The 5,467-nt window shown below is 61.8% G+C and carries 5 protein-coding genes; all 5 read left to right on the forward strand.

Features of this window, described 5'->3' with window-relative positions; genetic code table 11:
- Window positions 1-65 precede the first annotated feature (65 nt).
- The 5 genes from AC3AYF_RS17685 to AC3AYF_RS17705 all read left to right on the forward strand — a co-directional run bounded on the left by AC3AYF_RS17685 (window position 66) and on the right by AC3AYF_RS17705 (window position 5,330).
- On the forward strand, window positions 66-572 hold the full coding sequence (locus AC3AYF_RS17685; protein ID WP_295036900.1) for a hypothetical protein: 507 nt from the start codon (window positions 66-68) through the stop codon (window positions 570-572).
- Window positions 569-2,605 carry a ParB family protein gene (locus AC3AYF_RS17690; RefSeq protein WP_295036896.1) on the forward strand — a complete coding sequence of 679 codons (2,037 nt, stop codon included), beginning with the start codon at window positions 569-571 and terminating at the stop codon, window positions 2,603-2,605. The genes AC3AYF_RS17685 and AC3AYF_RS17690 overlap by 4 nt, the downstream gene beginning before the upstream one ends.
- Complete coding sequence (locus AC3AYF_RS17695) at window positions 2,605-3,216, forward strand: DUF2857 domain-containing protein (RefSeq protein WP_487780108.1); 612 nt, start codon at window positions 2,605-2,607, stop codon at window positions 3,214-3,216. The genes AC3AYF_RS17690 and AC3AYF_RS17695 overlap by 1 nt, the downstream gene beginning before the upstream one ends.
- Complete coding sequence (locus AC3AYF_RS17700; protein ID WP_295036890.1) at window positions 3,216-4,463, forward strand: STY4528 family pathogenicity island replication protein; 1,248 nt, start codon at window positions 3,216-3,218, stop codon at window positions 4,461-4,463. The genes AC3AYF_RS17695 and AC3AYF_RS17700 overlap by 1 nt, the downstream gene beginning before the upstream one ends.
- 99 nt (window positions 4,464-4,562) lie before the next feature.
- Entirely contained in the window at window positions 4,563-5,330 is a 768-nt protein-coding gene (locus AC3AYF_RS17705) for a PFL_4669 family integrating conjugative element protein (protein ID WP_295036888.1), read from the forward strand.
- Window positions 5,331-5,467 lie beyond the last annotated feature (137 nt).

Here is a 5,467-nt window from a genome sequence, read left to right on the forward strand (position 1 = left end):
CGCCGCCGGTCGCAATGCGCGCCTGCATGGCGGTGTCGATCGTGATCGATACAAGGAGCTGCCCCATGGCTGAGATCGTCGCTTTTCCGACACGCGAGCCCAATGGCCACAATATCGAGCGGTATCTGCTGGGGCGGGAGTGCCTGGCTCTGGGGCTGCTCGACCCGTTCGCCGGCTGGGTCGAGACGCTCGAGTCCTGGTTCGCCGCCCATCCCCAGGCCAGGAACAAGCGCAACGATGCGCTGCGCGCGTTGCTTGCCGATACCTGGCTGGTGTTTCACATGGCCTGTGACCGGGCCAGCCGACTGGAGATGCAGCCGTATCACTGTCTGCGCTGGGCGCAGCTTCAGTATTTCAATCTCAGCGATTTCGAGCTGCTGGTGATCGTCAACGACAACCTGCTCGATCTGCGTCGTGGCCTGCAGGCGCTTTGCCAGCAGCATCCGCCGCAAGCGCGCAGCGATCTGAGCCTCCACGGGCTGACGCAGAGCATCGGTCGTCTGAACCAGCAGTTGAACCATTTTTTCGATTCTGATGGCTGCGCCTCGCGCCAGCCGGAGTGGACCTCATGAGTAAATCATCCGTTACCCCCGATCAGATCACGGCCAAGCTGAACCAGCCGGGTCCGGCGCTCAGGAGTCAGCCCGCTGATCGTTTGCCGGCACCGACCCGCGAACAGGCGATGTCGTTGACGCTGGATCAGTTGCGGTCCTATGACCGCAATCCCAGAACGCAACACAACCCGAAGTACGACGAGATCAAAGAGTCAATCAAGGCGGTCGGACTCAAGCAGAAACTGACCGTCACGCAACGGCCCGGCGATGACCGCTACATGATCTCCGATGGCGGCAATACCCGTTTGAGCATCCTCAACGAGCTGTATCAGGAGACTGGCGACAAGCGCTATTACCACCAGGACTGCCATTTCGTCCCGTGGCAGGGAGAGATCAACGTCCTCGCCGGCCACCTGGCTGAGAACGACAACCGGGGTCAGCTCAGCTGGATCGAGCGAGCGCGCGGCATCTTCGAGGCCAAGCGCATGATCGAGGAAGAGGCCGGCGAGACCATCTCCCAGCGCGAGTTGACCAAGCGCCTGCGCGTGCTGGGCTACACCATCAATCACAGCCATATCTCGAAAATGCTCTACACCATCGAGCATTTCCTGCCGACCCTGCCACTGACACTCGACGCCGGCATGGGCAAGGGGCAGATCGAGAAGCTGATCTCCTACCGCCAGTTCTGCGACGAGTGCTGGACCCGCTGCGCGGACTTCTGGATCGCGCACGCCGACGATCTTGGCGAAGGCGAGCCCTGGGCCAGCAACGTCGTCGACGGCGACTTTGCTCAGGCCTGGCACGAGGAGATGGCGCAGCTCGATCACGAGGGCCAGACCGAGTTCCGCTGGAACCTCGTCGAGGATCGCCTGAAGGGCATGCTCAACGAGCACACCGGACTGCACTTCAACCCCATCGACATGGCGTGGAAGAACTGGTTCACCGTGCGCAAGTACGCCCGGGCGGCAACGGAAGAAGAACGTAACGATATCTGGACCACGGTCGACAGTGAACTGGAGCGCCTGCGTCATCCCCAGGAGCGTCATCTCTATCCGCCCAAGCAGGAGGCGTCCAACGACGGCACCTCATCCCCCCGCAAGTCGTCGGGATCACCCTCGCTGCCATCGACGTCGAATGCGTCGGATGAATCCCATCAGTCAGTCGGCGATAGTGGCGACGTCGACGATCTGACGTTCCGCGACGGCCATACCGATCTCGATTCCTCGCCGGCACAGTCGCCCACCGAACGCGGTGTGCCGGAATCCGGCGGGACGGGTGAGTCCGTCGCCATGAAGCAGATGCGCGCCCAGCTCGATCAGCTCGAGCAGCGCAACGCCGAACTCGAGGCCCAGAACCAGCAGACGCCCTTGGCACCGCAGTTTGGAGCCGGCGGAGAGGATGATAACGAGAGCCTCGGCGGGTTGCTGGATACCGACGGTCTTCTCCAGGAACACAATCCTCGACCCACACGTTCTCCCGAGGAGCAGGCCACGATCGCCGCCGACCTGACTCTCTCACCGCATCATGAAACCGAGGGCCATCGCCTGCTACGGCACTGGCAGGCGAAGGAGCATGGCGAGGAGGCAATCGACTTCGAAGCGGCGGCGCTCAAGAGCGTGCCGCTTCAAGACGGTGGTCGCATCTCGCCGATCACCGATCTCTGGCACATCCCGACCTGGCGCCGCAACGCCCGGGATCTGCGCATGCAGATCGGCGAGGTGGTTCAGGTGCTGGCTAGTTGGGCCGGTATCGACGCGAGCGGGTCCAGCGAGGTCATCCGCCTCAACGCTCGAGAGGGCCTCGGCTTTGAACTCGACCCGCTTGAAGGCGCTCCCAGCCGTCGTGCGCAGCTCGTCTGGCAACTGCTCGCCGGCCTCGAGGGCAACATCGACCCGGTGTTGCCGAGCGACATCTCGCTGCTGGGCGAACTGGTGGGCAGTCACGGTGACACTGACGTGCGCTTGCCCGACGGTCTTTTCGTTCGTGTGTTCTGGCTGACCCGGCTGATTCGGGTCTTGCGTGACGTGCTCGATGCAGAGGGGGATTCGTGATGGCAACACCGCAACTCAATCATGCGCTATTCAACCAGGCGCTGGTCCTGATCCGAGAAGGTGACATGCGTCGCGCCCGGGCGCTGGGTTTTCGAGACGACGAACTTCAGAGACTCAGCCGGCTGCGAGCCAGCGAGATCGAGTCCCTGATCAACGAGTTTCCGGGCGTCGCTCGATTCGAGCTGGATCACGACACCTTCAAGGCAGCGCTGCGACGCGTCGATCGCGACCAGGATCGCGACGGGCTGGTCGATCACTGCATTCGTCATGGGGCCAGCGTGCAGATGCTGGCCACCTTCTTTGGCCTGACGCCGAACGACTGCTCGGCTCGACGTACCCTGCTGGGGGTACCGAGCCGACAGGGTCGGTTGCCCATGCCAGAGGAGAAGATCGAGCATGAAGCCTATCACCGCTGGCAGACCATTTCCGACGATCCCGCCGGTCCCAGTGCCGTGGAGGACATTCGAGGCATGCTGGTACTGGCCGAGGAGGTCGAGCTGCCACTGGCCGTGATCTGGACTCTCATCAAACAGTGGACCCTACCGGAGCAGGCCCGTCAGCAGAGCCTGCCGGCCGAAGACGAGGGCGTGGTGCGTGAAGGAGTGGCGTGATGAAACATTTTGACGCGCTCATCGGGCGCGCCGCGTCATCCCTGACTCAACGCCGAGGCCAAACCGCCTCGGCGTCGGGCGTTCAGGACGACGCACTCGACGGCCTTCTCTTCATGGGCAATCCCCATGAAACCGTTCCTCGAGCGCTACTGCTCGATCAGCGCTTGGGTGCGGTCGACGTGCTCGGCTGGCAGATGATCCGGCTGCTGTCGAACGCCGATCGCACCACGGCGTTTCCTACCTACGATGAGCTGGAGCCGCTGTTGCGTTCCGGTGCGAATCGCAAGGCGTCACGCAAGACGGTCGCGCGAGTCATCGCGATTCTGCGACTGACCCGCTGGATGACGTTGGGTATGAAAGCGCGCAACACCGACAACGGTCGCATGATCGGCAACGTCTACGTGCTGCACGACGAACCGTTGGCACCGGCCGAGTCACTGTCGCTCGATGCCGATTACATCGAGTACGTCATCCGCTGTACCCGTCATCACAACCGCGACGTTGCCGAGGTGGCACAACTCGTTCGAGACGAACTGGCCGAGAGCGGCGTGCTTGAGCTGCCGACGCGATTGGATGTCATCGATCAGCGTGCCGAAAAGCAAAGATTAGCTGAGTTTCCAGCGGAAACTCAGTCAGCGCCGGCCCAGTTTCCTACGGAAACTCAGGCAGATTCTCCCAGTTTCCAGCGGAAACTTGGGCAGTTTCCGGAGGCCGATGATCTCAGTTTCCAGCGGAAACTCATGCGTGAATCAGGCACTTACGGCACAGTTTCCGAGGCAGAAAACCCTACAGTACGTAGTTATACAGACAGTGTATGTAAAACCATCGCGCGCGAGCCGGAGCCCGCCTCGCTGGTCTGGAGCTGGCCGCTCGAACTCACCGCCGACGAGCGAGAATCGGTTGCGTTCCTGCTGACGGGGTTGTCGATCGATATGCAGCAGGCGGTGATCGATGAGGCCGCTGGTCGTGTCAGCGCCGGCAAGGTGAAAAATACCCTGGGGTTTTTGCATACCCTGGCCAAGCGTGCCGCCTCGGACAATTTCCAGCTGACGCGCCACGGGCGCGGCGTTGCCAACAAACGGTCTGGCAATACTGGTACCCGTGCCGAACAGAGCCCGGTTATCGCCACACCGATGGTGCCGGTTCGAACGCCGGCAGCATCGGATGAGCCTGAACCGCAGCCGATCTCGGCGGCGACCGAGCAGGCACGCAAGCAGATGTTCAAGCGGTTGGGACTGCAGCGCTAGAAACCCGTGGGATCGCGTTTAACGTTTTCGGTAGGGCGGCGCGTGTCGAGCCCTGATGCTGGCATCCCATTCCAGTGCATCGACGACTCAGGAGTGTTTATGGCCAGCACTGAGCCCCGTGTAGGGCAACTACGCAGCAAGATCGAGATGACCCTGCATACCTATCCGGCAGTGCTTGCCTGGCATGGGCGCGGGGTCGAGAGCGGCAAGCCACAAGTGGTCGGTCTCAAACAGTTTTTGTCGCTCGCCGGCCGCGTTCATCAAGCGGCGGGGCGGGACGATCCGTACGCCGACAACTGGCTGATCATGCTCGAGGAGAAGGTTGACGAGACCCGCCAATCGCTTCAGCAATTGGAAACACGGGTGAGCCAGGTTCTGAAGCAGATCCCGGAGGGGCTCGATGTCAGCCGCAACGTCAGCCAGCAACCCTTCTTAACGCCTGTGTTTACCGGTGGGCAGATGGGCTGGCAGGCAGTCATGTTGCTAATGCAGTACGACAGCATCGTGCGCGATGTGCTGCTGGCCAATCACATTGGACTGCTGGGCAATAAGCAGCGTGGCGCGATGATCCGCGACCAAGGCGGCCACGCTCTGCGCTCGCTGTGTTATGCACCAGTGAAATTCCCGGGATTCAGCGGGGCGACGCGTGACGATTTTGCGGCTAACAATGCCAAGGCTCGAAATGCTCTCGAGAAATACGGCGAGTTGCCGCAGGACATCCTGGAAGGGACGCGCCGCAGCGAGTTCGCGCCAACGATCCGACGCGAAGCCGGCCTGCAAACCGGCAGTGACCAGGATCATAAGCTCGAAGGCGTGGACCTGGACGACGATCAACTGCTGACCCAGCCCGGAGAGCCCGAGAGCTGATATTGATTGGGGATGCCAGGCCAGGGTGTTTCCCCCGGAAACACTTCCCCAGGATCGGTGGGGATGGCAGGCCAGGGTGATTCCACTGTAATCAGTTCGCAGGATTGATGGGGATGGCAGACCAGGGTGATTCCACT

Source organism: Salinicola sp. (assembly GCF_982684285.1).

Coding starts and splice junctions, on each gene's coding strand:
- AC3AYF_RS17705 (WP_295036888.1), top strand. CDS start 4,563: ATGGCCAGCACTGAGCCCCGTGTAGGGCAACTACGCAGCAAGATCGAG.
- AC3AYF_RS17685 (WP_295036900.1), top strand. CDS start 66: ATGGCTGAGATCGTCGCTTTTCCGACACGCGAGCCCAATGGCCACAAT.
- AC3AYF_RS17695 (WP_487780108.1), top strand. CDS start 2,605: ATGGCAACACCGCAACTCAATCATGCGCTATTCAACCAGGCGCTGGTC.
- AC3AYF_RS17700 (WP_295036890.1), top strand. CDS start 3,216: ATGAAACATTTTGACGCGCTCATCGGGCGCGCCGCGTCATCCCTGACT.
- AC3AYF_RS17690 (WP_295036896.1), top strand. CDS start 569: ATGAGTAAATCATCCGTTACCCCCGATCAGATCACGGCCAAGCTGAAC.